The sequence below is a fragment of the Streptomyces sp. NPDC047917 genome, assembly GCF_043204345.1.
Classification (GTDB): Bacteria; Actinomycetota; Actinomycetes; order Streptomycetales; family Streptomycetaceae; genus Streptomyces; species Streptomyces sanglieri.
This window is the reverse complement of record NZ_JBIDCA010000026.1, coordinates 1-23,082: the sequence shown is the minus strand read 5'-3', so window position 1 is coordinate 23,082 and position 23,082 is coordinate 1. Positions and strand designations below refer to the sequence as shown.

At 69.7% G+C, this 23,082-nt stretch carries 19 protein-coding genes; 14 read left to right on the top strand and 5 right to left on the bottom strand.

The annotated features are described in order from the left end of the window. The 5 genes from ACGF8B_RS40675 (at position 1) to ACGF8B_RS40655 (ending at position 7,197) form a co-directional block, all read left to right on the top strand. Positions 1-1,578, top strand: coding sequence for an FGGY family carbohydrate kinase (locus ACGF8B_RS40675; protein WP_392747797.1), 1,578 nt, complete (start codon positions 1-3; stop codon positions 1,576-1,578). A 28-nt stretch (positions 1,579-1,606) separates the two neighbouring features. Next, positions 1,607-2,635, top strand: a complete 1,029-nt coding sequence (locus ACGF8B_RS40670; protein WP_392747794.1) for an NAD(P)-dependent oxidoreductase — start codon at positions 1,607-1,609, stop codon at positions 2,633-2,635. Positions 2,636-2,694: 59 nt separating this feature from the next. Further along, the gene (locus ACGF8B_RS40665; protein WP_392747792.1) at positions 2,695-4,200 is read left to right on the top strand and encodes an aldehyde dehydrogenase family protein; all 1,506 of its coding nucleotides are present in this window, start codon (positions 2,695-2,697) and stop codon (positions 4,198-4,200) included. 1,708 nt (positions 4,201-5,908) lie between these two features. After that, on the top strand, positions 5,909-6,247 hold the full coding sequence (locus ACGF8B_RS40660; protein WP_392747790.1) for a PadR family transcriptional regulator: 339 nt from the start codon (positions 5,909-5,911) through the stop codon (positions 6,245-6,247). Continuing rightward, positions 6,244-7,197 (top strand): HAAS signaling domain-containing protein, encoded by a 954-nt coding sequence (locus ACGF8B_RS40655; protein WP_392747788.1) that lies wholly within the window; start codon positions 6,244-6,246, stop codon positions 7,195-7,197. The genes ACGF8B_RS40660 and ACGF8B_RS40655 overlap by 4 nt, the downstream gene beginning before the upstream one ends. A gap of 555 nt (positions 7,198-7,752) precedes the next feature. Here the strand turns inward: ACGF8B_RS40655 and ACGF8B_RS40650 are convergent. Then, complete coding sequence (locus ACGF8B_RS40650) at positions 7,753-9,891, bottom strand: glycogen debranching N-terminal domain-containing protein (protein ID WP_392747786.1); 2,139 nt, start codon at positions 9,889-9,891, stop codon at positions 7,753-7,755. A gap of 144 nt (positions 9,892-10,035) precedes the next feature. Here ACGF8B_RS40650 and ACGF8B_RS40645 point away from each other — a divergent pair, with 144 nt between their 5' ends. The 6 genes from ACGF8B_RS40645 (at position 10,036) to ACGF8B_RS40620 (ending at position 17,066) form a co-directional block, all read left to right on the top strand. After that, the gene (locus ACGF8B_RS40645) at positions 10,036-11,088 is read left to right on the top strand and encodes a LacI family DNA-binding transcriptional regulator (RefSeq protein WP_392747784.1); all 1,053 of its coding nucleotides are present in this window, start codon (positions 10,036-10,038) and stop codon (positions 11,086-11,088) included. Between the two features lie 56 nt (positions 11,089-11,144). Beyond that, positions 11,145-12,386, top strand: coding sequence for an extracellular solute-binding protein (locus ACGF8B_RS40640; RefSeq protein WP_392747782.1), 1,242 nt, complete (start codon positions 11,145-11,147; stop codon positions 12,384-12,386). After that, positions 12,383-13,522, top strand: coding sequence for a carbohydrate ABC transporter permease (locus ACGF8B_RS40635; RefSeq protein ID WP_392747779.1), 1,140 nt, complete (start codon positions 12,383-12,385; stop codon positions 13,520-13,522). The genes ACGF8B_RS40640 and ACGF8B_RS40635 overlap by 4 nt, the downstream gene beginning before the upstream one ends. After that, positions 13,519-14,415, top strand: coding sequence for a carbohydrate ABC transporter permease (locus ACGF8B_RS40630; RefSeq protein WP_392747777.1), 897 nt, complete (start codon positions 13,519-13,521; stop codon positions 14,413-14,415). Before ACGF8B_RS40635 ends, ACGF8B_RS40630 begins: the two co-directional genes overlap by 4 nt. Before the next feature lie 91 nt (positions 14,416-14,506). Further along, positions 14,507-16,186, top strand: a complete 1,680-nt coding sequence (locus ACGF8B_RS40625; protein ID WP_392747775.1) for an alpha-amylase family glycosyl hydrolase — start codon at positions 14,507-14,509, stop codon at positions 16,184-16,186. Positions 16,187-16,274: 88 nt separating this feature from the next. After that, entirely contained in the window at positions 16,275-17,066 is a 792-nt protein-coding gene (locus ACGF8B_RS40620) for an aminoglycoside phosphotransferase (RefSeq protein ID WP_392747773.1), read from the top strand. A gap of 375 nt (positions 17,067-17,441) precedes the next feature. Here ACGF8B_RS40620 and ACGF8B_RS40615 read toward each other — a convergent pair whose 3' ends face one another. Next, positions 17,442-18,632 carry a DUF418 domain-containing protein gene (locus tag ACGF8B_RS40615; RefSeq protein ID WP_392747771.1) on the bottom strand — a complete coding sequence of 397 codons (1,191 nt, stop codon included), beginning with the start codon at positions 18,630-18,632 and terminating at the stop codon, positions 17,442-17,444. 1,094 nt (positions 18,633-19,726) lie between these two features. Between ACGF8B_RS40615 and ACGF8B_RS40610 the strand changes: the two genes are divergently transcribed. Together ACGF8B_RS40610 and ACGF8B_RS40605 are read left to right on the top strand one after the other, a co-directional pair. Continuing rightward, entirely contained in the window at positions 19,727-19,879 is a 153-nt protein-coding gene (locus ACGF8B_RS40610) for a hypothetical protein (RefSeq protein WP_392747770.1), read from the top strand. 122 nt (positions 19,880-20,001) lie between these two features. After that, the gene (locus ACGF8B_RS40605; protein ID WP_392747768.1) at positions 20,002-20,172 is read left to right on the top strand and encodes a hypothetical protein; all 171 of its coding nucleotides are present in this window, start codon (positions 20,002-20,004) and stop codon (positions 20,170-20,172) included. A gap of 31 nt (positions 20,173-20,203) precedes the next feature. Here ACGF8B_RS40605 and ACGF8B_RS40600 read toward each other — a convergent pair whose 3' ends face one another. The 3 genes from ACGF8B_RS40600 to ACGF8B_RS40590 form a co-directional block, all read right to left on the bottom strand. Then, positions 20,204-20,608 carry a toxin-antitoxin system YwqK family antitoxin gene (locus tag ACGF8B_RS40600; RefSeq protein ID WP_392747766.1) on the bottom strand — a complete coding sequence of 135 codons (405 nt, stop codon included), beginning with the start codon at positions 20,606-20,608 and terminating at the stop codon, positions 20,204-20,206. Between the two features lie 478 nt (positions 20,609-21,086). Next, positions 21,087-21,491, bottom strand: a complete 405-nt coding sequence (locus ACGF8B_RS40595) for a sulfocyanin-like copper-binding protein (protein ID WP_392747764.1) — start codon at positions 21,489-21,491, stop codon at positions 21,087-21,089. A gap of 88 nt (positions 21,492-21,579) precedes the next feature. After that, a complete protein-coding gene (locus tag ACGF8B_RS40590) occupies positions 21,580-21,903 on the bottom strand; it encodes a DUF3703 domain-containing protein (protein WP_392747849.1) in 324 nt (107 codons plus the stop codon). Positions 21,904-21,929: 26 nt separating this feature from the next. On the opposite strand from ACGF8B_RS40590, the gene ACGF8B_RS40585 reads away from it, so the two are divergent. Then, positions 21,930-22,388, top strand: coding sequence for a hypothetical protein (locus ACGF8B_RS40585; protein ID WP_392747763.1), 459 nt, complete (start codon positions 21,930-21,932; stop codon positions 22,386-22,388). Positions 22,389-23,082 lie beyond the last annotated feature (694 nt).

Here is a 23,082-nt window from a genome sequence, read left to right as displayed (position 1 = left end):
ATGAGAAGCCGAGTTCAGGCCGTGCTGGGCATCGACGCCGGCACGACGTCGGTCAAGTCCGTCGTCATCAGTACGACGGGTGACGTGCTCGGGACCGCCCGATCGGCGGTCCGTATCCGGCGGCCGCAACCGCACTGCGCCGAGCAGGACATGGACGAGGTCTGGTCCGCTGTCGCACAGACGATCAGTGCGGCCCTGGCCGAAGCCGGCAATGTCGAACTGCTCGCACTCAGCGTGACGGGCCAGGGCGACGGTGCATGGCTCGTGGACGCGGGCGGACGCCCTGCTGGGCCGGCCGTACTGTGGCTAGACGGCAGAGCCGCCGAGCGGGTGGCTCGATGGGAGGCCGACGGGCGCGGGGAACTGGTCCGCCGCGCCACGGGTTCGGCCCTGTTCCCGGGGGCCCTGCCCGTCCTTCTGGAAGAACTCCAGGACAGCGACCCCGCACTCCTCGCTCGCGCGGCCACTCAGCTCAACTGCAAGGACTGGATCCGCCTGCAGCTCACGGGAGTCGTGGGAACGGACGCCTCCGAGGCCTCGCGCACCTACCTCGACGTCGCCACCGGGCGCTACTCCGAGGAACTCATCGAGGGCCTGGGCCACGACGGTTTCCGCCGGCTGCTGCCGCCCCTGTTCCCACCCGACGTGGTATGCGGCCGAGTGACGGAGCAGGCGGCCCGCGAGACCGGACTACCCGTGGGTCTGCCCGTCGCCACCGGCCTGGTAGACACACCGGCCGGCGGCGTCGGCCTCGGGGTCGTCGGACCGGGCGAGGCGTACGCCATCCTCGGCACCACCGCGTTCGTCGGCGCCGTACAGGAGCAGGTCAGCGCGCCCGCCGACGTCCCGGTCATCACCCTCAACCTGGGGCAGGGCACGCAGGTCATCGAGTGCCTCGCCCCGATGAACGGCACCCCCAACCTCGACTGGGCGCGCGAGGCCACGGGCCTGGCCGGGTTGGAATGGCCACAGATCGAGGAAATCGTCAACGCCGTTCCGGCCGGCGCCGGGGGAGTGCTCTACCTGCCCTACGGGAGCGTCAGTGGTGAGCGCGCGCCCTTCGTGGACACCGCGGCCTCGGCGGCATGGCTAAACATCACCGTGCGCACCAGCCCGGGAGAACTGCTGCGCGCCGTGTACGAGGGCATCGCCCTGTCCCTGGGCGAATGCATGGATGTGCTGAGCATCAAGGCCGACGCGACGGTCCGGCTCTGCGGCGGCGGGGCGCAGTCGCCGGTTGTCTGCCAGATCGTCGCCGACGTGACGGGGCGCCGTATCGTCCGCTCCACCTTCGCCGAACTCGGCGCCCGCGGGGCCGGCGCGCTGGCCCTCGTCGCCGTCGGCGCGGCACCCGACCTTCCCGCCGCACTGGCCCAGTTCGGCGACGACGCGCAGACCTTCGAGCCGGACCCCCGTCTGCGCGCCCTGCACAACGCCCAGGCCCAGGTGTTCCGCGACGTCCGCGACGCCGTACGACACCACTGGCCCGACCTGCGGGCGACGCAGACGGCCGCACACGCCGCTGACGCGGACCCCGCGTCCGCCTCCACACCCACCCGCTCCGCGACCGCGACCTGACCCCTGAAGACGTAAACGAGGAGAATCCATGCCGAACCAGACCCCCCACAGCGACCGCCCGCTCCTGCTGGTCACCGCACCCTTCGACCCCGCCCGCGCCGAACTGCTCCAGGACGTCTTCGACGTCGAACTCGTCGAGCCCTCCCTGGCCGGCACATCGCTGGCGACCCGGGGAATCGACGAGCAGCTCGCCCGCGCGACCGCACTCGTATGCGAGGTCGACGTCGTCGACGAAGCCACCCTGGACAAGTCACCCGAGCTCCGGGTAGTCGTGTCCTGCCGGGCGAACCCGGTGAACGTGGACGTGCAAGCGTGCACCGCGCGCGGGATCGCCGTCCTGACCACCCCTGCCCGCAACGCCGACGTCACCGCTGACCTCGCCTTCACCCTGCTCCTCATGACCGTGCGGCACACCGGCCGCGCCGAGCGCTGGCTGCGCAGCGGTGCGTGGAAGTCCGAGGACGTGTTCGAGCCCTACTCGATCTTCCGCGGGATCGGGCTGTCCGGACGCACCCTCGGCATCCTCGGCGGAGGCGCCATCGGACGCCGCATGATGCAGCGGGCCCGGGCCTTCGGCATGGACGTCGTCGTCCACGACCCCTTCCTCCCGTCCGACGCCTTCGGCGACCAGGCGCGCGTGGTCGAACTCGACGAGGCGCTGTCCACGGCCGACATCGTCACCGTCCACGTCCCGCTGGCTGAGTCCACCATCGGGCTGATCGGTGACCGCGAGTTGCGGCTCATGCGTCCGGACGCCTACCTGGTGAACGCGGGACGCGCCGCCGTGGTCGAGGAGGACGCCCTCGTCAACGCGCTCACCGAAGGGCGGATCGCCGGAGCCGGACTCGACGTGTTCTGGACCGAGCCGGTCCCCGCCGACCATCCGCTGCTCCGCCTCGACAACGTCACCGTCACCCCGCACATCGGCGGCGCCTCCGACGACGTCGTCACCGAACACTCCAAAATCGCCGAGCGCGGACTGCGCGCGTGGACGGCCGGTGAACGGCCCGCCGCGATCGCCAACCCCGCCGTGCTCGAATCGGCCACCGCGCGCTGAGCTACCCGCACCCGTACGCCCACCGCAAAACAACGCACCTGCTCCCAGGAGGGCCAGACATGAGCGTCACCGAGGACGCCGCCCCCACACCCGACCTCAGCCCAGCCCTTTCGGCGCTGCTCCAAGCCCCACCGCGGCTCCTCATCGACGGTGAAATGGTCCCGGCCGACAAGGGCGGCACCATACCCGTCCTGGACCCCGCCACCGGCCAACAGGTCGCGACCGCCGCCGCGGCCGGAGTCACCGACGTGGACCGTGCCGTACGGGCCGCAGCGGCGGCGCTGGAGTCCGGCGCGCCGTGGCGGCGGATGTCCGCCCTCGACCGCGGCAGGATCATCGAGCGCTTCGCCGCGCTGCTGGAGGCCCACGCCGACGAGCTCGCCGACATCGAGGCACTCGACGGCGGCAAGGTCCGCAGCTCCGCCCGCCAGAACGACGTGGAACTGTCCATCAAGCACTTCGCGTACTTCGCCGGCTGGCCCAGCAAGATCGAGGGCAACACCATTCCGGTGTCCGTGCCCGACACCATGGTGCGCACCGAGCGGGAACCCGTCGGCGTCGTCGCGCAGATCATTCCCTGGAACTTCCCCCTGCTCATGGCGGCCTGGAAGATCGCGCCCGCCCTGGCCGCCGGATGCGCGATCGTCCTCAAGCCCGCCGAGAACACCCCGCTCGTCGCGATGCGCCTGGGCCAGCTCGGCCTCGAAGCCGGACTGCCCAACGGCGTTCTCAACATCCTCCCCGGCTACGGACCGGAAGCGGGCGAGGCGCTCGTCGAGCACCCCCTCGTGGACAAGGTCGCCTTCACGGGCTCCACCCGCGTCGGGATCCACCTGGCGCAGAAGGCGGCCGCACAGGTCAAGCGCGTCACGCTCGAACTCGGCGGTAAGAGTCCGAACATCGTCTTCGCCGACTCCCCCGTCGAGGAGGCGGTCGCCGGAGCGGCATCGGCGATCTTCTCGAACTCCGGCCAGTCCTGCAGCGCCGGTTCCCGCCTCTATGTCGAACGCTCCCGCTTCCACGACGTCGTGGCCGCCCTGTCCGAACGGGCGGACAGCATGCGCGTGGGACCCGGCCTCGACCTCGGCCCGCTGATCAGCCGCACCCAACTCGACCGCGTCCGCGGCTACATCGACGGCGCGCTCTCCGGTGGCGCGACCGCCACCGCCGGCGCAGCGGCCCCGGCCGGCGTCGACGCGGACGGATACTTCCTGCGCCCGACCGTGCTGACCGACGTAGACGACACAATGCCGGCGGTACGCGAGGAGATCTTCGGCCCCGTCGTCGTGGCGCAGCCCTTCGACTCCCTCGAAGAGATCGCCGCGCGCGGCAACGACTCGCCCTATGGTCTCGCAGCCGGCATCTGGACACGTGATATCGCCCGCGCGAACCGCCTGGCGAAGCTCCTCAAGGCAGGCACCGTTTACATCAACATGTACGGCGCCACCGATGCCGCAGCACCCTTCGGCGGGTTCAAGACCTCGGGCTACGGCCGGGAGATGGGCCACGCGAACCTGGAGTCGTACCTTGAGACGAAGACGGTATGGACAAGCCTGACGATGTGAGCGGCAGCGCGAGGTCCACCCGGGTGCCGGCCACGGCCATGGTCCCCATGACAACCGGCCGCGCCCGGGAACCGTCGCACTCCACGTCACGCTCGGGGCGCTCGGTACAGGTCCCGGACCTGAGCACGTGGTAGGCGACGTCAGCGGTGGTGCCGCAGCCGGCAGTGCGATGCCGCAGCTCAGAACCCCGGGCATCGCACCCCAGTGCGTGTAGGGCCTGGGGGGCGGTGCCGCTGGCCCCAGACAGCGAAGGGCCTCGGGCCGCTCGTGCGCCTCGGGGCCCTGTCGCCGGTCTCATTGCTGCTCACCAGTCGTCGGGTGCGCTGCCCACCCACGCGATCGGCCGGCCTTCGCTGTTGCGGCCCCAGCGCGGTTCCTCCATCGAGGTCTCGTGCCCGTCGGGCAGGACGCAGATCCGCCCCGGCGGCCGTGCATACCCGCACAGGCCTCGGTCAGCCGGGCCGCGTCGCCACCCGCCACGGCCTGGCGCAGCGGTCCTGGAACGGCTGGAGGCGGGCGCACCGCTCCAGCCCGAGCTCCGTCTCCGCTCCCTCCACCCGGTCCCGCGCAGCCTGCACCCCCGGGTCGGACAGCAGAGCCGAGATGGCCTTCTCCGCCTCCGTGAAGGCCAGAACGAGCCCTCGACGAGGCTGTCGAGATAGCCCCCCAGGCCGGACGACAACTCGACTGCTCGCTCAACAGCGTCCAGGACCTGCGTGTCCAGCAGCTCGCCGAAGGCCGGCAAGCCCCGATGGTCCCCAATTGGACGAGCTGGACCGTGTCCGGGTCGACCTCAGACTCGAAGAGCGGGGCCGGCCGTGAATAGCGCAGCGACTGCCTGGCCGTATGAGTGATTTGACTGTTCACCAGCAGGTTCTGCTGCCAGTCGGAACAGCGACACCGGCACATTCGGATCGACGCCCCAATCCGAATCCATTTCGAACACGAGCACCGGCGTACGCCACCGCCACGGGGCCAGAGCGGCAGCCCGACGCTGGTGAACCGGATTGAGGTCGGCCAACCGCCCGATCTGCACCACGTCCGTGCGTCAACCCTTCTGATCGCCAGGCCCTTGCCCCTTCGTTTCGGGAAGCTGCCGGCGGACCGCGTGCTCGCCCGAGCCCCCCGCCCAACCCAAGCCAACACCCGAAGCAGGCACACCGGCTCAGAACGTCCTCTGAGAGACGTCATCCATGACACCGCTCACCAAACCGGTCTCGATCCGGACCGGATCTCCTTCACCCGAACCCTGAACGCCGCCCGCCGCCACGTCACCGACCAGGCGGCACTTTCCCCCTCACGGCTGAAACGAGCTCTCTCCCGCGCCAGCCGTGAACTGCTGGAACGACTGCTGCCACCCGCAGACCACGCGTCAACTCCCGCGTCATCAAACGCAAGATATCCAACTGGCACCTCAAACACCCTCATCACCACAACACGCCACAACCACCAGCCAGAACGGTCACGCTCATTCCACCCACCAAACCCGCCAGCAGACGCCAGAAAAGCCCCTAAAGCAGCGGTACTGGGGCTAGACCCCCGCGAATTCGTGGAAACTGAAGGGTTTTCAGCGGGAACCCGAGGGCCCGACGCCCTGATGTTGGGGGGCGGGCCCGTGGGTTCGTGGTGAAGTCGCGGGGGCGATCTCCAGTAGCCCCCAATACCGTTGGGGTGACATTAGTGTGTGGCACACAGTATCGTGTCGTGCATGGGCACCGATGAACTGATCCTCAGCCAGGCCCAGGAGCTGCGCCGCGGCACGGTCGTCCTGGCCTGCCTGGCGCTCCTGGAGGAGCCGCAGTACGGCTACGCGCTTCTGGAAACACTCGGCGATGCCGGGATTGCCGTCGACGGCAACACCCTCTATCCGCTGCTGCGCCGCTTGGAGAAGCAGGGGTTGCTCATCAGTGAGTGGAACACCGACGAGTCCAGACCGCGCAAGTTCTACCGGGTCAGCCCCGAGGGCGCCCGGGTCCGCACCGGACTGCTGCGCGAGTGGCAGGACCTCGGTGCCTCGATATCACGACTGACCAAGGGGGACCGTTGAGTAAGTTGCATGCGTCCGGCACCGGTACGCTGACCGACCGTTACGTGGTGGAGGTCGTCCGGCGCATCCCCACCGGCCAGCGCGGAGACGTGGCCGACGAGTTGCGCGCCACGATCGCCGACACCATCGAGGCCCGCGGCCCGGCCGCCCCGGAGACCGTCGAGCGCGAGGTGCTCACCGAGATGGGCGACCCGATCCGGCTCGCCGCCCGGTACGCGGACCGGCCGCTCGCACTGATCGGGCCGAGGCTCTACCCGACGTACGTACGGCTCCTCACGGTCCTGCTGTCCACCGTGCTGCCGGTGGTCACCACCACGAGCGCGGTGCTTGATGTCCTGGACGGCCAAGGGGTCGGAGAGGTGATCGGTGGGGCCGTCGGGGCAGTGTTCTCCGTCGGTGCCCAGATGATTGCCTGGCTCACCGTGGTGTTCGCCCTGATCGAGCGGTCCGGCAAGCGGGCCGACACGGTCGGCGGAGCCTGGACACCCGACGACCTGCCTGAGCGCCGCGTGCCGAAGGAACGCGGCACGGCGGCCTACGCCGGGGTGGCCTGGCACGCGCTGCTGATCGCGCTGATCGTATGGCAGCACACCGCGCAGCCATACCAGTCCGACGCCGGCACACGCCTCGACGTGCTCAACCCGGGCCTGTGGTCCGGCTGGATCTGGCCGATCCTGGCCGGGCTTGTCAGCCTCGTCACGCTCGACGCGATCCGGGCGGTGCAGGTATGGACGCGTTCACTGGCGATCTGGAGCGCCGGCGCCCAGGCAGCCTTCACGCTGCCGCTGGCGTGGGTCCTGCATCGGCAGGAGCTCTTCAACCCGGCCTTCCTGTCCGACGCCAACGGTGGCTGGCAGACCCCGCAGTTCGTTTACACCGTGGCGGTGGTGGGGGTCCTTGCGGTAGGCGCGGGCGAAGTGGTGAAGCGGTTCCGCGAGGCGCGGGACTGAGTTCCCGGCAGCTGCTGGGGTTCTACGCACAGGACATTGATGTCAGGGGGGCCCTGTGGGTTCGTGGCGAAGTTGCGGGTTCTGTCTCCAGGGCCGTTCCAGGAGAGGTCGGGCGGAGTTCGCGTAGCGGATCGCGGTCTTCTCATCCAAGCCAAAGGCCTCGGCGAGGTGGAGGGGCCGGGGCCGTGGACAAGGGCTTCTTCGAGCTGCCGGTCGATGCGAGTGGTTGGGCCGCCCCAACCACGGGCCCAACCACGGGGCCGACATAGGCCGACCACCGCAGGCCAGGGCCAACCTGCTGCCGATGCCGGCCGCTGAGGCCTACTGCGCGGGTACCGGGCGGCCGGGGAGGTCGGTGATGTGCTGCCCGTGCGAGTTCGTAGCAGCACAGGGTGGCGGCGATTCCGAGGAAGGCCAGGTAGCTGCGGGGGCGGCGTTCGTAGCGGTGGTGGAAAGGAACTCCTCGACGGGGGACAGAGCAGACACGAAGCACAGCGCCGGCGGGGACTTGGAAAGGTGCGCTGTGCTTCGTGCCCGGCTTGGGGGGCGGCTTACTCAGTCGGTGCGGCCGCCCGTCACCTCGACGGATGCGGACGTTTGTGTACGCACCGAGCCGTCCGCCGCGACCGAGACGGTCAACTCGTGTCCGGCCACACTGAGGCCCGAGACGGTGAGCGGCAGCAGCCGGCTCATGGCCGGGCTGACGGTCAGGACTCCGGCAGGGACGTCCGCCTGGAGGCCGAGGAGGGCCTGGAGCAGGGCGACGGACGACGCGGCGGCCCATGCCTGGGGGCGGCACGATGCCGGATACGGCGCCGGACGGGCGGAGGCGGAACGCGCGGTGCCCGCGAAGAGTTCGGGCAGCCGGGAGTCGAAGGCGGGGCCGGCTGCAATCAGGTTCTCCGCGAGCCGTCGCGCGTGGTCGGGGAATCCTGCGCGCGCGAGTCCCTGGACAGCGATGGCGGTGTCGTGCGGCCAGACACTGCCGATGTGGTAGCCGAGCGGGTTGTAGCCACCGTTGCTCGTGGCGTAGGTACGCAGTCCGAAGGCATCGGCCAGACCGGGAGTGAGAAGCCGGTCCGCGACGGCGGCCTCCTCCTCCGGGTTCAGCAGACCGGTGCCGAGCAGGTGGCCCAGGTTGGAGGTGACGGCGTCGACCGGTCGCCTGTCCTCGTCGAGCGCGATGGCGGGGTAGCGGCCGTGCTCGTCGAAGACCCAGAAGCTGCGGCGGAAGGCTACCTGGAGGCGCGTGGCCCAGGCCCGGTAGCGGTCCGAGCCGGGCCGGTCGAAGGCGTCGAGGAGCGCGGCACCGGCGACGGCCGCCTCGTGCGCGTACGCCTGCACCTCGCACAGGGCAATGGGCGGGTTCGCGAGTGAGCCGTCCCGGAAGCGCACCGAGTCGCCGGAGTCCTTCCAGCCCTGGTTGGCGAGGCCGGTGCCGGTGGAGTCGATGTACTCCAGCAAGCCGTCGCCGTCCGGATCGCCGTACTCCACCAGCCACTCCAGGGCTGCTTCGAGGTTCGGCAGCAGCGCGGCGACCTCCGTGCTCGGCATGCCCCAGCGCCAGGCGTCGTGCAACAGGCAGATCCACAGCGGGGTGGCATCGATGGTGCCGTAGTACTGCGCCGGCAGGCGGGTGCCGTCGTCCAGCTCCTGCGTCTCGGCGCGCACCTCGTGCAGGATCTTGCCGGGCTGCTCCTCGGTGGCGGGGTCGCTGACGCGTCCCTGCCGGCGGGCGAGCGTGCGCAGCGTCCCTGCTGCGAGTTCGGTTCCCAGCGGCAGCAGCATGCGCGCCGTCCACAGGGAGTCGCGGCCGAACAAGGTCAGATACCACGGCGCGCCCGCGCCTGCGAACAGGTCTCCGGGTGCCTCGGGGTCGGACAGCAGCAGGCGGGCGAGGTCCTGTTCGGACCGGCCGACGAGCCGGGTGAAGTCGCCGTCCGCGCTTTCGAGCCGGATGTCCTTCCAGAGACGGTCCGGGTGCGGCGCCGGGCCGAAGGGGGTGGGGACGCTGCTGTCGGCGCGGCCTTCGAGTACGCACGACCAGCTCTCGCCCGGAGCGAGGGAGACCTCGAAGGAGAAGGTGCCACGGGTGCCGAGGATCGAGGCTCCGGTATCGGAGGCGTCATCGGTGCGGGCGGTGAGGGACATCTGTGAGGCCTGCGCGGACCAGGTCAGACGGTTCCGTTCGCCTCGCGGTTCGAGCAGGGGAGTGGAGCTCCCGCTCTTGACGGCGTCCATGGTGGCGAAATCGCTCTCGGCGGTGACGTTCACAGTCAGCCTGGCGTGCAGGGCGCCGTGGTTGGTGAGGGACAGGGTCTCGGTGAACTGCTGAGGGGCGACCGAGCGTTCCCTCAGCAAGGTGACTGTCGGGTCGGGGGTCTGCTGGGCTATGCCGCGCAGAACCGCGTCGAACGTGACGCGGTCGGCGCTCTGCGGCACGGAGTTCGTGGGAGCGAGGTCCGCGCCGTCGACGGTGATGCGCAAGGAGCGCAGGAAGCGGCGGTCGCCGTGGTAGAAGCCGTCGACCGGTGCCGTGAGGTCGCCGTCGGGGCGCGACGCCACGAAAGAAGGCGCCCACAGCACGAGCACCGCATCGTGGACGAACGGCTGGCCGCCGACCTGGGGGGAGGTGGTGGGGAGGTCCTGGGGTTGCGCCGGGAACTGCGTCTGCTGGGAGGACTGCTGCGTCATCGAGGCGGCACCTTTGGCCTTCGTTGTTGCCGGTTTCGGCATGTACAGTGGCGGAAATTCGTGCTTGGATCGATCCAAGCCAGTCTTGGATCGATCCAATTTGGCTTGTGTCCACACCGTACCCGACGTTCTGTATGGATTGAAATGAATGGAAATGTTCCCGTCGACGATGCCGGGTCCACGGCGCGGCCGCCGACGATGGCCGATGTGGCCCGCCTTGCCGAAGTCGGCAAGCAGACGGTGTCCAACGCGCTCAACAAACCGGAACTGCTGCGCCCGGAGACGCTGGCCCGGGTGCAGGCCGCCATCAAGGAACTCGGGTACCGGCCCCACACCGCGGCCCGCTCTCTGCGCCGCCGCGAGTCCCGGACGATCGGCTTCGCCGTCGAGCGCAGCATCGCCGGACGCTCCAACGCGGTCAACGACCGGTTCCTGCACGCGCTGGCCGCCGCGGCCGGGTACCGGCTCATGCTCTTCTCGGTCGACTCCCGCGAGACAGAGATCAAGCGCTACGACGAACTGCTGCGGGAGCAGGCCGTCGACGCGTTCGTCCTGGACCGCACCGGCAACGACGACCCGCGTCACGAATGGCTGCACGACAGGCTCGTGCCCTTCGTCGCCTTCGGTCGCTCCTGGGGAGAACAGGACTACGGCGACTGGGTGGACGTCGACGGCGCGGCAGGCATCGAGGCCGCGACCGAACACCTGATCGCGGCGGGGCACCGGAACATCGGCCTGCTCGGCTGGCCCGCCGGCAGTGGCACCGGTGACGACCGCAAGGAGGGTTGGCGGCGCGCCGTGGAGCGGCACGGGACGCTCGTGCGCGGTTCGTCCGCAGCCGCCCTGAACCGGCCCGACGCTGCCCGCCGGGCCGCCGGGACGCTGCTGGACGAGGGCGTGACAGCCATTGTGGCCGTGAGCGACGCACTGGCACTGGGCTGCTACGAAGCGCTGCGCGAGCGCGGGCAGCGGCCCGGCAAGGACATCGCGGTGACCGGCTTCGACGACTCGCCCTTCGCGGAACTCCTCGACCCACCGCTGACCTCCGTGGAGCAGCCGCTCGAACAGGCCGCCACGGAGTGCGTGCGGATGCTCCGCGACCGGATCGCCGACCCTCGCCGCCCGTATGAGCAGCGGCTGTTGACGCCTGGGCTCGTGGTCAGGGACAGCTCAAGACCGGCTGCAGCGGGCGACTGACTTCGTAGCCCCTTCACTCTCGCAAAACGGTACCCACATACACCAAAGGAACGTTCATGAGCCGCAACCAGCTTCCTTTCGCCGCCTGCATCCTTTCGGTCTCTCTGCTGGCCACCGCCTGTTCATCGGGGTTCGATAAGGAATCGGGGCAGGAGAACTCGGGCAAGCAGGAGATCCGGGTTCTGATAGCCACCTCCGGCCCTGCCGAGACCGCCGCGGTGAAGCAGGCAGCCGCCGGATGGGCGAAGAAGACCGGCAACTCCGTCACGGTGGACCTCGCGCAGAACATGGACCAGCAACTCGGCCAGGCATTCGCGGGCAGTAACCCGCCGGACGTCTTCTACACGTCCGGTGACCAGTTCTCCACGTACGCCCAGCGCGGAGCGCTCTTCGCCTACGGCGAGAAGCTCGACGACCGCGCGGACTTCAGCCCCGCCCTCACCCGGGCTTTCACCTACAACGACAAGCTGTACTGCGCGCCGAAGGACCAGTCGACTCTCGGGCTCGCCGTGAACACGGCCCTGTGGAAGAAGGCAGGGCTCACCGAGGCCGACTACCCCAAGACATGGAAGGAACTGGAGGCCACCGCCAAGAAGCTCACCAAGGGCGGCGTCACCGGTCTCAGCTTCAACCCCGACTACAACGAGATCGGCGCGTTCTTCAAGCAGTCCGGCTCCTGGCTGACGAACGCGGACCAGACCAGGATGACCGCCACCGACGACGCCAACGTCAAGGCCCTGACCTTCGTGAAGAAGCTGTTGAACGAAGGGGTTCTCAAGTATCCCAAGGACCTGGGCGCCGGATGGGGCGGCGAGGCGTTCGGCAAGGGCGAGGCCGCGATGACCGTCGAGGGCAACTGGCTCGCCGGTGCGATGGCCAAGGACTACCCCGGCACCGCCTACAAGGTTCTCCCACTGCCCGAGGGGCCCGCGGGCAAGGGCACCATGGCCTTCACCAACTGCTGGGGCATCGCCGCCAAGAGCAAGCACCACGCCGCAGCCGTCGCCCTGGTCGAGCACCTCACCGGCGACGCCAGCCAGTTGAAGTTCGCCAAGACGGTCGGTGTGATGCCTTCGAAGAAGACCCTGCTCGACGAGTACAAGAGCCAGAACCCCCAGGCAGCCGCCTGGGCCGACGGGGCCGCCTACGCCCAGCTGCCCGTCACGGCCTCCGGAATGCGGCAGGTCATGGCCGAGTTCAACACATCCCTGGCCCAACTGGCCGACAGTGACCCGAAGAAGCTGCTGAGCGACCTGCAGACGAACGGCGAGAGCGTCCTGGGCGGCAACGGGCGATGAGCACTCTCACCACCACCTCGGGAGCCGACCCGGGGCCGCACGCTCCCGCGGCCGCGGTCCGCACCCCGCGTCGGCCCCGCGGTCCGCGCCGTGAAGGCCGCCAGGGCATCTGGGGGTGGATCTTCATCAGCCCCATGGTCGCGGTCCTCGGACTGTTTCTCGCGCTCCCCGTCGTCATGGCACTGTGGGTGAGCCTGCTGAACTGGGACGGCCAGTCGAACCCGTTCTCCGGAGCGGCCGACTTCGTCGGACTCGACAACTACAAGGGCCTGTTCACCGACCAGGGCCTGACCCGGACGCTCTTCATGACGTCCATGCGCAACAACCTGTACTACGTCCTGCTGGTCGTCCCGCTGCAGACCGCGCTCGCGCTGGGCCTGGCCCTCGCCGTCAACCAGCGACGCCTCAAGGGCAAGGGCGCGTTCCGCACGGCGTTCTACTTCCCGTCCGTCACCAGCTCCATCGCCGTGTCCACGGTGTTCCTCTTCCTGTTCCAGAGCAGCGGAGCCGTCAACAACCTGCTGAAGTGGGTCGGCATCCAAGGGCCCAACTGGTTCACCGACCCGCGCGGCCTCGTGTGGGTGTCACTCTCCGGGATCGGCCTCGTCGACCCGGCCACCCCGCCCTCCGCACTCGCCGACCATGGAGTGCTCGGCCTGTCCTGGTGGGACTGGCTGTCCGGACCGTCCATCGCGATGTGCACCATCATCCTGCTGGTGGTCTGGACGACGTCCGGAACCTTCATGCTGATGTTCCTCGCCGCCCTGCAGGACATCCCCGAAGCCCAACTGGAGTCCGCCCGCCTCGACGGCGCGAACCGCCGGCAGACACTGCGCCATGTCATCCTTCCGGCACTGCGCCCCATCCTCTTCCTGGTGATCACGCTCGGCCTGATCGGGACCTGGCAAGTGTTCGACCAGGTGTACGTGATGAGCCAGGGCCAACCCGCGAACACCACACTGACCCCCGCCTTCCTCTCGTACAGCCTGAGCTTCAAGGACGCGCAGTACGGGACCGGCGCCGCGATCTCCTTCGTGCTACTGGCGATCATCCTCGTGATGACAGGGATCCAGCGTCTCGTGCTGCGCGATTCCGACGGCCGTGGCCGGCGTCGAACGAGGAGGACCTCCCGATGACCCCTCCAACCCTGACAAGGCATCCGTCGGCCCCCGTACGGACCCGACCGCGGGATCGGCGCCGCCCCGTGGCCCTCGCCGGCACGCTCGTGATGTCGGTGGTGGCGCTGGCCTATCTGATGCCGTTCGTCATCCAGGTGGTGACGACGTTCAAGACCGATCCCCAGGCCGCCGCCGCGCCGCTCAGCCTCGTGCCGAACCCGTTCTCGCTGGCGTCCTACCGGAAATTGTTCAGCGGCGGCGAGGGCGTCGCGTTCCCGACCTGGCTGGGCAACTCGGTGTTCATCGCGGTGGTCGTGACGGCCGGACGGGTCTTCTTCGACTCGCTGGCCGGCTACGCGCTCGCGCGCTTGCGCTTCCGGGGCCGAGGACTGCTGACCGTGCTGCTCATCTCCGTGATGGCCGTGCCCGGTGTCGTTCTGATGATCCCCAAGTTCCTGGTGGTGCAGTACCTCGGTATCTACGACACCTACACCGCGATGATCGTGCCGCTGCTGGTGGACGCCGTCGGCGTTTTCATCATGAAGCAGTTCTTCGAGTCCGTGCCGCGCGAGGTCGAGGAAGCCGCGCGTGTCGACGGCGCCGGCATCCTGCGCACCTACTGGTCGGTGGTCCTGCCCATGGCGAGGCCCGCGCTGATCACGCTCACGATCCTGTCGTTCCAGGGCTCGTGGAACGAGTTCACCCACTTCGTGGTCACCACACAGTCTGCCGACCACGCCACCCTGACCACCGGACTCGCGCAGTTCGTCTCCGGCGGGCTCGGCGTCGGTACCCAGTACCCGCTGAAACTCACCGCCGCACTCCTCGCGACGATCCCGGTCGCGCTCGTCTTCTTCGTCTTCCAACGCCACTTCGTACGCGGCGGAAACGCAGGTGCGCTCAAGGAGTGAGCGCGCACCGCGGGGGACCGGACACCGAACCGTCCGCCCCGTGCATCCCCCGACCGTCCCGCCCCATCGAGAGAGCTCAGCGAAACCCGGCATGACCATCACCGCATCTGCCCCCGCCACCCCGGAACTCCCGATCCCGGGCCCGCACGACGAGCCCTGGTGGCGCACGGCAGTCGTTTATCAGATCTACATCCGCAGCTTCCGCGACTCCACCGGGACTGGAACCGGTGACCTCGGAGGCGTCCTCGAACGCCTTCCCTACCTGCGACGTCTCGGGGTGGACGCGATCTGGCTCAGCCCTTTCTACCCGTCGCCCCAGCACGACCACGGCTACGACGTCGCCGACTACGAAGGCGTGGACCCCCGCTTCGGTGACCTGGACCTGCTGCGCCGGGTCGTCGACCGCGCGCACGCACTGGGCCTGCGCGTCGTCATCGACATCGTCCCCAACCACTGCTCGACCGACCACCCATGGTTCCGGGCAGCACTTGCCGCCGGCCCCGGAAGCCCCGAACGCGCCCTGTTCCACTTCGCCGACGGCCGCGGCCCCGACGGGGCAGAGCCCCCCAACAACTGGCGCTCCATATTCGGCGGCTCCTCATGGGCTCGCACGACCACGGCGGAGGGCGCCCCCGGCCAGTGGTACCTGCACTCCTTCGCCCCCGAACAAGCCGACTTCAACTGGGCGGACCCGTGTGTCGGCGACTACTTCGACACAGTCCTGCGCTTCTGGCTCGACCTCGGCGTGGACGGCTTCCGCATCGACGTCGCCCACGGCCTGCACAAACAGCACGGACTGCCCGACGATCCGCACGCGGCACTCGACGAGAGCACCGGCGACCCGGTCAATGCGGCCGCCTGGAACCGCCCCGAGGTCCACGAGGTGTGGCGCCGCTGGCGCGCCCTCACCGACGCGTACGAACAGCGCGACGGCCGCGCCCGCGTCCTGGTCGGCGAGATCGGGGTGCTGGACCCCGCCCAAGTAGCCCTGTATCAGCGACCGGACGAACTCCACCAGTCCTTCTTCTTCGAGTTCCTGCGCACCGATTGGGACGCGATGGCGTTCCACGACGTCATCCGCCGCGGCATGGCAGCCATCACGGCCTCCGGCTCCGCGGTGAGCTGGGTCCTCAACAACCACGACATGCCGCGCGTCGTGACCCGGTACGCGGGAGGCGAGCCCGGTGGCAGTCCCGGTGACGTGGCCCTGGGCGAACGCCGGGCGCGCGCCGCCGCGCTGATGATGCTGGCACTGCCCGGCTCGGCGTACCTCTACCAGGGCGAGGAACTGGGCCTTGCCGAGGTGGTCGACCTGCCGGCGTCGGTCCTGCAGGACCCGATGTACCACCGCTCGGGCGGTGCCCGCCGGGGCCGGGACGGCTGCCGGGTCCCGATGCCCTGGCAGGCCGGCGGGCCGACCCTGGGGTTCAGTACTGCGGCTGCCGCATGGCTGCCCCAGCCGCAGTGGTTCGCACCGTACGGAGCCGACCGGCAGGAAGACCGGGGCGATTCCACCCTGCATCTGTACCGGGCCGCACTCGCCCTGCGCTCCGCCATGCCGGACCTCCGCGACGACGGTCTTGTCTGGACGGAGGTACCGGAGGGCCCGACCGGCACGCTGGCCTTCCGCAGGGGGCGCCTCCTGTGCACGGTCAACTGCGGGCCAGCCCCTGTGCCCGCGCCCGAGGGCTCGGTGCTGCTGCTGTCCTCCGTGGGAGAGTTCACCGACGGCAAGCAGCCTGCCGAATCTGCCGCCTGGTGGCTTGTGTAACGCCGATACCCCGCGCGCGGCCGGCCTCACGCGCGCGGGACGGCCAACGATCGGACCTGGCGCGGTCGGCCGGCCGCGCCAGGTCGTCGTGGGCGGGCAGCCCCTCCCGGTCGCCGGCCCGCTGACCGACGCCAACGTCCATGAGGCTGCCGTCCTCGGCTCGCTGCCACCCGGCGCCCCGGCCCCGGACCTGCTGGGTACCCACCGCGCCGCCGACTGGACCGCCGTCGTCATCGCCCACCCGGACGGCCCGCACCCCGACTTCTCCCCGGCCTCCGGCGACGCCGACGCCGACGCCGCACAGACCTGGGCTCTGCTGGACAAGCTCACCTCCAGCCCCGCCCCGGCCTCCTACGCCGCAGCGGTGAGCAGTACGCCCTCCACCACGGCGGCCCTGCACGGCTGGGACGAACTGCTCGCCGATCCGCCAGCCGACCTCGCCCCCGCCGCCCGTGACCGCCTGGAGCAGCTCGCCGAACTCGAGGCGGCCTGGCCCGGCCTTGCCCACGGCGACCGCATCGTCCACGGCGACCGCACGTCCACGGCGACCTGCGGGCGCGACAACATGGTCCGCGACCACCACCTTGGCGTGACCTTCGTGGACCGGGCACACGCCACCACAGGTCCGGCCTGCATCGACGCCGCCTCCCTCGCCCCGCAGCTCATCCTCGCCGGACACGCGCCCGCCGACGTCGCCCGGCTGCTCCGCGACCACGCCGCCACCGCCAGCAGCCCCGAGACCACCACCGCGTTCCTCGCCGCGCTCACCGGCCACTGGCACCGCAACGCCCGCCAGCCCGTACCCCCGGCGCCCCCGGACTGCGCGCCTACCAACACCGCGCGGCGGCAGCCGGCCTCGCGCTCCTCACCTACCGCCTGAGCTGAACCGCAGCTGTCCCGCCCTCGTGTCAGTGGCTGGTTGGCCCCGTATCAGCCACGTCTGACCAGCCACGATGAAGGCAATCACCCCATGCTCCGTACCGAATTCCGCCCGGCCGCACCGTAGTTGGCGGAAGAGGGGAGGCTTGTAGTGGTGATCGGTGCCGTTTTTCGGTGGGTTTTCATCATTGTTGTCAGTGGGCTGGTGGTGTTTCCTGGCCGGTTCGACGCGCCCGCAGTCGGCAGGCCCTCATGGTCGAACGCTTCGGACTGTCGGGTGACGTGCAGTCCCAGTGGTCGATGAGCGACGTGCAGATCACGTGGTCGCGCTCCGGAAATCTGTGCCTGACACCTGACGCCTGACACCCGACGGACATCAGTGGCGCAGGGCCCATTTCTGGACCGTCTCCAGGGGCCCTGCCGAGAATCGCCGCAGCCACAGCGTCGAGCCCACCATCAGCACCGCGCAGACCGCGGCCCACAGCCCGACGACCCACCACGGGCCGGTGTCATCAAGCCGTTCCGCGAGGCCTAGTCCAATGCCGTACGACACGAGCACGCACAGCACGTTCTGCAGGACGTAGCCGGACAGGGCGGTCCGGCCGACGGAGGTGAGCCCGGTCATCAGCGGACCCGGGCGCCGTACCCGGTCCACCAGCGCGCCGATCAGGCCGATGTAGCCGAGGGCGAGCACCGGGGCGGTCCCGTACCGGTCCAGTGCGAACAGGTCGGGGCCGCCCAGTGCCGCCGCCACGTTGAGCGGCAGTCCGAGGCCCAGCCCCCAGGCCAGCAGGCGGGCGCGCAGCCGGCGTCCCGCCGCGTCCGCGCCGAACGCCCCGGCCCGCAGCAGCCGTACGCCCAGCAGGAAGAGGAAGACCAGCAGGAAGAAGGTCAGTACCGGCTCCATGCGCAGCGCGACCGCGTTCTCCAGGCGGAAGGCGACCTGGTCCAGGTAGCCGCCGTGCGCGTAGAGGTCGACGACCTCCCGGGAGACGGTGCCGCCGTCCTCGGTGTCCGGCAAGGCCAGCAGGGCCGCCGTCAGCAGGCCGAGCAGCGTCAGATGTGTCCCGAGCGCCCACCACATCACCCGTCGCTGGGCCCGTTGCGAGCGGGTCAGCAGCCAGGCAACGAGCAGCGCGGTGACGGCGTAGCCCATGAGTACGTCCCAAGCGAAGACCAGCACGAAGTGCACCGCGCCCTCGCCGAACAGGAACAGCGCCCGCCACCGGTAGCGCCCGGGCCACGGCTGCCCGCGCCGCTCCGCCGAGCGGAACTGGATGGCCAAACCCACTCCGAACAGGATCGTGAGCAGCGACAGGAACTTGCCGTTCGCGAGGATGTTGAACGTGCCCTCGACGGCGTCCGCGAGCGACCCGAACGAGAGCTCGCCGGAGCTCGACCGAAGGGCTCCCCACTCCGCGCCCGGACCGGTGAAGATCCATACGTTCGTCATGAGCGTGCCCAGGATGGCGACCCCGCGCAGGACGTCGAGGAGGCGGAGTCGCCGGCCTGCGGGCGGTGACTCCGGCTCGGGTGTCCGCGGGACGGTCGTGTCCGTGTGTGTCATGGATCAATCGTCATGGCGGCGCCGACCCGAATCGTCATGAGCGAAGCGGAACCTGCCGTACATCGAAGGATGCAGCGGACGCCTACGCGACCACGACCACCGGCGTACCCGTCCCACCGAACGCCACACAGCCCAGTCCGCCGCCAGATACCGCGCAGGACACACCGCCCGTATAGGGAACAGGGCGCTTATGCGGGCGGAGCGAACACCGCGTTGTCTGGCATCCGACCGCAGAACGCTTCCGGGACGGTTGTGAGCGGCCGCCGCCCTGGATGGAACGCCCGCTCGAACAAGGGGAACAAGAGCTGCCTCGGTGGCGGCGCCGACGAGTGAGTGCCTGTGAAGGTGTTGCTCGGCACCTTCGCCCTTGCTTCGCCTGGCGGGCGTTGTGGCATCGGCCACGGACGAGCTGTGCGGTCAAGGGGTGGTCAAGGGGCGAGACGGACACCACAGACCAAGGTCAACAGACTGCGGACAAGGGGTGATCGAGCAGGGTGGGGCCCGTCCCGTACACGACAGATGCGCGCGGGACGGGGCGAACAGTCGCCCCGTCCCGAGCCCCGGCCGGGAGGAACGAGAACCCCGTGCCCACACCTGCACCGACCCACGCCGCCCCTTCCCGCCGCCGCGCCCGTTCAGCACGATGGAGATCTGCAGGCCACGACACCACCACCCAGCACGACACCGCCGCCCAGTTCGTGCAGCCCGACCACCGCGCGCCGTGGCGGGCAAGCCCCGGTGAGCTCCTGCCGCCGGCGCTTGCGTTCCCACTGCCGAAGCCACTTCCGTGCCCGGCAGCCGCACACCCGGTATTTCCCCTTGTCAGCGCGGGTTCGCGGGCCCGCGATCAGCGGGATTTCGGTGGGCCCGGCCTGGGAGAGCCCGGCCATGCAGGTGCGGGCGGGGTGAGGGAGGACGACGGCGGGGGCCTTCCAGGGGCTGGGGTGCGCCAGGCACGGGCACCCGTGCTGTGAGCCGGTCGCCGGCTGTACTGCGGCGCGGAGTTCGGTATCAGCCGCGCGCAGACGTACCGGCTCCTGGACGTCGCCCGCGCCCTGGCCGCGATCCACGAAGCGGTCACCACCGGCACCGAGATGTCTCGCACGCGAGACACCGACCAGGCCACCGCGGCCGCGCTCGACTACGGCCTGTCCCAGCGCGCCCTGATCGCCGTCTCCGCCCGTTCCAGCGACAGACCCCTGCCATGGGGTCTCCAAGCGCTATGGCGCCCCCGCGGCCCTTCGTGAGCTGGCTGCCGGCAGTTACGGCCGCGACGTACTACCCGGCCGGAGTCGGACGTCAACCCGGAGCGCTGATCCTCAGTGGTTCACGCGCACACGCACTCCGGGAGGTTTGATTCCCGACCCTGGTGATCCATGGCCTGGACGACACGCTGGTCGGTCCCAGTGGCGGGGAACGTGCGGCCGATCTCGTGACCGGAGCGAAGCCCTTGTTGATCCCCGATATGGGTCATGACCGCTCTCGCGAACTCTGGCCCGAGACCAACGACACCATTGAGGCGCACACCGGCCTCGAATGAACATTGTGCATCGGGGGCAGCCCCGCCACGGTCACGACGCTTCGTTGTAGAGCGCCCGGAAGTGCAGCAGCGTCTGATGGTCCGAGTCGGATTCCGCAAGTGTGTAGTCGTCCTCAAGGGCACCGTTGTCATTCCACTGCTTCGCCCACAACGCAATGCCGTACTCGTACTCGCCGTCCTCCGCGAGCTGCCCGTTCCTGTGCCACTCCCGGGCCTGTCCGTGCAGCGACCCCCGCGCGAACGCCGAGTCCACCATGGGCTGCCCCGACGGATACCACTCCTTCGTCGGCCCCCACCGCAGGCCCTCCCGGTAGGTCACCTCGGACTTGAGGGCGCCATCCTTCTCCGTGAACGCGACCCCGGTGAAGGGCACGTCGTCCAGGTAGTGGAGACCGTCGTCTTCGTAGTTGACTCGGTCTGCGGGAACTCGATCCATGGAGGCTTCCTACCTGTCCTGCCGTCTGGTTCGACGGGCGTATCCTGCCGGCTGCCGGCCCGCAAGTTCGGTCTGCTGCCGGTGACTTGCGATATCCGGTCCGGACCGATTCTGCCAGGAGCCCGGCCCGCTCGCCGGCGGTCAGGTCCCGGCGGATGGCCCGGTGCAGTGTCGCCGGCGAGGGAACTTTGGGCCGCCCAGGATCCTCGCGGGCACGTTCGACGAGTTCAGCATTAACCCGGGAGGCGTTTCCGCCCCACAAGGCCAGCAGCTGCCGGACCTCAGCCGTCACCGTGAACCGCCCGGCCGGCGCCCGGTCCAGGCGACCCTCCGCCCGGGCCGCGGCCAGCCACCGCCCGGCCGCCTTGATCCCACGCAGCCAGTAGGCCTCCTCCGCCTGCCGCGCCTTTGGGTAGCTGATCCACAGGGTGGACAATCCTGGCCCTGACAGAACGGCGCGCCGTGCAGCAGGAACCTGTTACTTGCCGGTGACGTCGAGTTCGGTGTACATCCCGGCCATGTAGTGGCCGGGGAGGTTGCACACCAGCTCGTAGCGGCCGGGAGGCAGGGTCAGCGTGGTCCATGCCGTCGCGCCGGGTGCGATGCCGTCGCCGGTACCCGCCCCGCAGCTGCGGGACGCCTCGCCCAGGCTGCCCGCTTCGTCGATCTTCCCGTGCGGACCGGTGGGACGCTCCCCAATGCCTTGGCCCGGCGGCAGTGGCAGCACAATCACCTCGTGCGTCAGAGCACCGGTGTTGAGTACTCGTAGCGAGGTCACACCGCTGGGGACCACGGCCGGGTGGGCTGCCAGGCGCATCATGCGCATGCCGTATCCGCCGGGTCCGCCGCCCATCATGCCCTGCCCCATGTCGCCCGCGGTCACGTCCACCGTGTGGCCGCGCAGGGCAGGCGCACTGCACTGGGGCGGACGGGCCCGCGTGCCCGGGAAACGACAGTTCTTTTGAAGATCTCTATGGTGCCAGGGCGATACCGGCCGCCCGCAGTTGTGCCGCCAGGTCGGCGGGGATCGGCATGGGGGTGGTCAGCCCGACGCGGGCGCGGCCGGTGTTACCGCTCGGGTAGCGGCCGGTCGTGACTCCCGGGGAGCAGCGTGGCCCGCTTGTGGAGTGGCGGACGGGGCCGGACCAGAGGGGTGACGGAAGCCCGACGGATTTTCGAGCGAAGGTCCGGGCGCTGACCGGAACATTGCGGTGCGGGGATTGACCGGGGCCCGTCGGGCGGTGTCCTTCCGGGCGGTGCCATGATTTACGGTCTTCTACTGAACCAGTACCGATCAGTTGAACAACGGGGAAGTACGCACATGCGCAAGACAGCCACCCTCACTATTAGCCTGCTCGCGGCGGCCGCGCTGCTTGCCGGGTGCGGCAGCGAGAAGAAGGACGCCGGCTCGGCCAAGGCGGGCGACGCCGCGGCGAGCGCCCAGGTGAGCGGCGGTGCGAAGGGCGCGGCCCCGAAGAAGGGCGTTCCGCATCAGGTCGTCTTCGAGGTCGGCGGCACGGGCGCGTCGCAGGTGATGTGGATCGGGAGCACCAACCACTTCGAGCAGGTGACGCTGCCCTGGACGAAGACGGAGTCCGTGCAGCTGGAGGACGCCGAGCTGAAGGTCGGCGTCACGGTCTCGGTGGTGCCCGGCTCGGTCAAGGGCAAGGACGGGATGCTCAAGCCCGCCCCGTGCACGATCAAGGTCGACGGCAAGAGCGTCGCTGACAACCAGGGCGGCAAGTCCGCCGAGCCCTGCAAGTACAAGCTCAAGGACTGACACCCGTCTCCCCTGCCCCCATCCCGCGATCACCGCTTTCCGCCCCAGCTGGCCAGGTGCCGGGAAGTCCGCAGTGGCGGTGCTGTGAAGCCCGCCCTCGGCCCGTTCGTGCTCGACCGCGTCGACCACGAGCAACTCCCAGACCAAGGGCAACAAGGGCCCTGGCAACTGGAAGCCGCCGCTGCAGTCGTACCACTGCACCTACAGCCGCGCCTGGATCAGCGTGAAGGCCACCTACCACCTCACCGCCAACCCCGCCGAGGCTGCTGTCCTGGCCGAGATGCTCGACACCTGCGCCACCTGACCCCGCCAGGCAGCACCGACCGGGTACTTGGCCCTGTGGGTGCTGCCGAAGCGCCGGAGGGGACAGCCGCGCCGTCCGTGACTGACCTGCCGCGGGGGAGGACAAGCAGGAATCCCTCCCCGGCCCTCTTCCCCCGCGGCGCCTCCTCTCCGCCCCACCATCGAGTCGGGCGAGTGGAGGCCGGCCTAAGAAGTCGTTTCTCTTGGTGGGTGAGTGCCGGGCATCCTGGTCGTCGACAGGAGCTCATGCCCGAGAGGACGAGTGAGGCAGGTGTCTGGAGGCGTACGGACGGTCTTGACGGACCTGTGGCAGCGGCGTTGGCCCGACTGCCCGCCGGTTGGGTACAAGCTTCGCGACCCGCACCGGGATGTCTGGGTGCGCTTCCACAGC

Excerpts from the sequence above, each read along its gene's own strand:
- ACGF8B_RS40675 (WP_392747797.1), top strand. The coding sequence starts at position 1 with ATGAGAAGCCGAGTTCAGGCCGTGCTGGGCATCGACGCCGGCACGACG.
- ACGF8B_RS40670 (WP_392747794.1), top strand. The coding sequence starts at position 1,607 with ATGCCGAACCAGACCCCCCACAGCGACCGCCCGCTCCTGCTGGTCACC.
- ACGF8B_RS40665 (WP_392747792.1), top strand. The coding sequence starts at position 2,695 with ATGAGCGTCACCGAGGACGCCGCCCCCACACCCGACCTCAGCCCAGCC.
- ACGF8B_RS40660 (WP_392747790.1), top strand. The coding sequence starts at position 5,909 with ATGGGCACCGATGAACTGATCCTCAGCCAGGCCCAGGAGCTGCGCCGC.
- ACGF8B_RS40650 (WP_392747786.1), bottom strand. The coding sequence starts at position 9,891 with ATGACGCAGCAGTCCTCCCAGCAGACGCAGTTCCCGGCGCAACCCCAG.
- ACGF8B_RS40645 (WP_392747784.1), top strand. The coding sequence starts at position 10,036 with ATGAATGGAAATGTTCCCGTCGACGATGCCGGGTCCACGGCGCGGCCG.
- ACGF8B_RS40640 (WP_392747782.1), top strand. The coding sequence starts at position 11,145 with ATGAGCCGCAACCAGCTTCCTTTCGCCGCCTGCATCCTTTCGGTCTCT.
- ACGF8B_RS40635 (WP_392747779.1), top strand. The coding sequence starts at position 12,383 with ATGAGCACTCTCACCACCACCTCGGGAGCCGACCCGGGGCCGCACGCT.
- ACGF8B_RS40630 (WP_392747777.1), top strand. The coding sequence starts at position 13,519 with ATGACCCCTCCAACCCTGACAAGGCATCCGTCGGCCCCCGTACGGACC.
- ACGF8B_RS40625 (WP_392747775.1), top strand. The coding sequence starts at position 14,507 with ATGACCATCACCGCATCTGCCCCCGCCACCCCGGAACTCCCGATCCCG.
- ACGF8B_RS40615 (WP_392747771.1), bottom strand. The coding sequence starts at position 18,632 with ATGACACACACGGACACGACCGTCCCGCGGACACCCGAGCCGGAGTCA.
- ACGF8B_RS40610 (WP_392747770.1), top strand. The coding sequence starts at position 19,727 with ATGTCTCGCACGCGAGACACCGACCAGGCCACCGCGGCCGCGCTCGAC.
- ACGF8B_RS40600 (WP_392747766.1), bottom strand. The coding sequence starts at position 20,608 with ATGGATCGAGTTCCCGCAGACCGAGTCAACTACGAAGACGACGGTCTC.
- ACGF8B_RS40585 (WP_392747763.1), top strand. The coding sequence starts at position 21,930 with ATGCGCAAGACAGCCACCCTCACTATTAGCCTGCTCGCGGCGGCCGCG.